The sequence below is a fragment of the Kitasatospora sp. NPDC043950 genome (genome assembly GCF_056435345.1).
Window position 1 is genome coordinate 18,658 of record NZ_JBWKER010000085.1, and the last position, 2,792, is coordinate 21,449.

Below are 2,792 nucleotides of genomic sequence, written 5' to 3' on the forward strand. Positions count from 1 at the left end.
TCCACCACATACCCACACCCACCCACAAGGACCAGCCCTCCCTGGATTCGCGTTCCTAGCCCGGGCCCCCCATTTGGGGTGTGACAACCCCCGGGGGGGGCCCCCCCCCCCGCGGCTGTGGACCCGCCTACAGGCCGAGGGACTTGGCGATGATGCTGCGCATGACCTCGCTGGTGCCGCCGTAGATCCGGAACACCCGGTTGTCGGTGTAGAGCCGGGCGATCGGGTACTCCAGGATGTAGCCGTAACCGCCGTGCAGCTGAAGGCACTTGTCGATGACGGTGGAGGCCGACTCGGTGCAGAACAGCTTCGCGGCGGCCGCGTCGGCGACGGTCAGCTCCCCCTGCTGGTACAGCTCCAGCGCGCGGTCCACCATCGACTGCTGCGCCACCACCTGGGCCTCGCAGTCGGCCAGGGTGAACTTGGTGTTCTGGAACTCGGCCACCGCCTTGCCGAACACCTTGCGGTCCTTGACGTACTGGAGCGCGAACCGCACCGCCGCGGCCGCCGACGCGTACGCGCTGACGGCGATCGCCAGCCGCTCCTGCACCAGGTTGTGGGTCAGGTAGGAGAAGGCCCGGCCCTCCTCGCCGAGCAGGTTCTCCACCGGCACCCTGACGTCGCTGAACGCCAGTTCGGCGGTGTCCGAGGTGCGCAGGCCGATCTTCTGCAGCTTGCGGCCGACCGTGTAGCCGGGGGAGGTGGTGTCCACGCAGAGGATGGACAGGCCGGCCCGGCGGTTGTCCGGGTCGTACGGGGCGGTGCGGCAGACCACCAGGACGAGGTCGGCCAGCACGCCGCCGGTGATGAAGGTCTTGGCGCCGTTCAGGACGTAGTGGGTGCCGTCCTCGGAGAGCTTCGCGGTGGTGGCGATGCCCGCGAGGTCGGAGCCGGCGCCCGGCTCGGTCATCGCGATGGCGGTCATGATGTCGCCGGAGACGAAGCCGGGCAGCCAGCGCCGCTTCTGCTCCTCGGTGGCGTACTCCAGCAGGTAGGGCAGGACCAGCGCGGTGTGCACGCCCGAGGAGCCGAAGCTCACGCCCGCCCGGGCGGTCTCCTCGGTGATCACCGTCTGGTACTTGAAGCCGCTCTCGCCCGCGCCGCCGTACTCCTCCGGCACCTCGATGCCGTAGACGCCGAGCGCGCCGAGCTGCCGGTAGAAGTCGCGCGGCGGGTGGCCGTCGGCCTCCCAGCTCTCGTAGACCGGGACGACCTCGTTGGCGATGAAGTCCCGGATGGTCTCCCGGAAGGCCTCGTGGTCCTCGTTGAACACGGTGCGGCGCACGGCGGCGCTCCCTTCGGTGGTGACCGGCTGCGGGCGCCGGCGGGGGCTGAACGTGCCAGGTGATGGCCTCACAAGTTAATCCCGGGTAGCTTCGGCTGTCCAGGGTCGACGGCACCGGAAAAGGCTGGTGGCCACCGGCGGTCGGCGTCCTCAAGTGAATCCTTGCTAGCCTTCGGTCGGCAGTCCGGAGCGCGGGAGGGAGGCTCGCCATGGTGGTCCGACGACCTCCCGGGCGGCGCGCCCAGATCCTCGCCGTGGCGGCCGACCGGTTCCACCGCAGCGGCTACCACCAGGTCTCCATGACCGAGGTCGCCGCCGGGGTCGGCATCACCGCGCCCGCCCTCTACCGGCACTTCCGAGGCAAGCCCGAACTGCTCGACCGCGCCGTCCGGCTGGGGCTGGACGCGCTGGCCTGCGGGCTGCGCGGGGCCCGCACCGCCGGCGACCTCGGCGCCGCGCTGGCCGCCGTCGCGGTCGGACACCGCCCGCTCGGCACCCTGGTGCAGCGTGACGCCAGGCTGCTGCCGCCGGCCCGGCGGGCGGCGCTGCGCCGCGAACTGCGCGCCGACGTCGCGCTGATGACCGCCGTGCTGCGCGCCGGACGGCCGGAACTTCCGCTGCCGGACGCCGAGTTGCTCTGCTGGTCGGCGCTCTCGGCCTGCACCGGGCTCTCCTACCAGTCGGCCGCGCCGCAGCCGCGCCGCGCCGAGGCGGTGCTGCGCGAACTCGTCGCCACCGTCCTCGCGGCCTCTCCGGGCGGCGCCGCCGCCCACCCGGATCCCGCTGTCCACCCAGGTCCCGCTGTCGCCCCCGCTCCCGTCCCCGCCGCCGATCCCGTCGCCCCGGGGTCGCCGGAGCCCAGGCCGCAGGCGCGCCGCGAGGAGCTGCTCGCGGCGGCCGTCCGGCTCTTCCACCAGCGCGGCTTCGACAACGTCAGCACCGACCAACTCGGCGCCGCCGTCGGCATCTCCGGCCCCAGTGTCTACCGGCACTTCGACAGCAAGGCCCAGTTGCTCGCCGCCTCGCTGGTGCGCAGCCGCGAACGGCTCTGGCAGGAGGTGGACGGCGCGTTCGCCGCCGCCGCCGGGCCGGAGGCGGCGCTGGCGGCCGGCCTGGGTGCGTACGTCGGCTTCGCGCTGCGCAACGGCGACTACCTGGGCGCGATGCTCAGCGAGACGGAGCGGCTGGCCCCGCCGGACCGCCGGGTCGCGGTGGACTTCCGGCGCGACTTCCTGCGCACCTGGGTCGGCCTGCTGCGGCGGGTCCGGCCCGAGTACGACGCGGTCGAGGCCCGGATCCGGGTCCACGCCCTGTTCGCGCTGGTCAACGACGGGGTGCGGAACCGCCCGCACAGCGCCCGCCCGGACCTCGGGAACTGCCTGCTGCACCTCGGCCGGGCCGTCCTCGGACTGCCCGGAACGGACGGCGGCCGGGGGGGGGGCGCCCGCCGGGGGGGGGGGGGGCCCGTCCCGGGGGGGGGGGTGTCTTCCCGGGGCTAGAAAAGTAC

Annotated in this window: 2 protein-coding genes; one reads left to right on the forward strand and one right to left on the reverse strand. The window is 73.6% G+C overall.

From position 1 onward, the window contains the following. Positions 1-127: 127 nt before the first annotated feature. The gene (locus AC07BF_RS35335; protein WP_363617680.1) at positions 128-1,285 is read right to left on the reverse strand and encodes an acyl-CoA dehydrogenase family protein; all 1,158 of its coding nucleotides are present in this window, start codon (positions 1,283-1,285) and stop codon (positions 128-130) included. Between the two features lie 209 nt (positions 1,286-1,494). Between AC07BF_RS35335 and AC07BF_RS35340 the strand changes: the two genes are divergently transcribed. Beyond that, the gene (locus AC07BF_RS35340) at positions 1,495-2,784 is read left to right on the forward strand and encodes a TetR/AcrR family transcriptional regulator (protein WP_478334452.1); all 1,290 of its coding nucleotides are present in this window, start codon (positions 1,495-1,497) and stop codon (positions 2,782-2,784) included. Positions 2,785-2,792 lie beyond the last annotated feature (8 nt).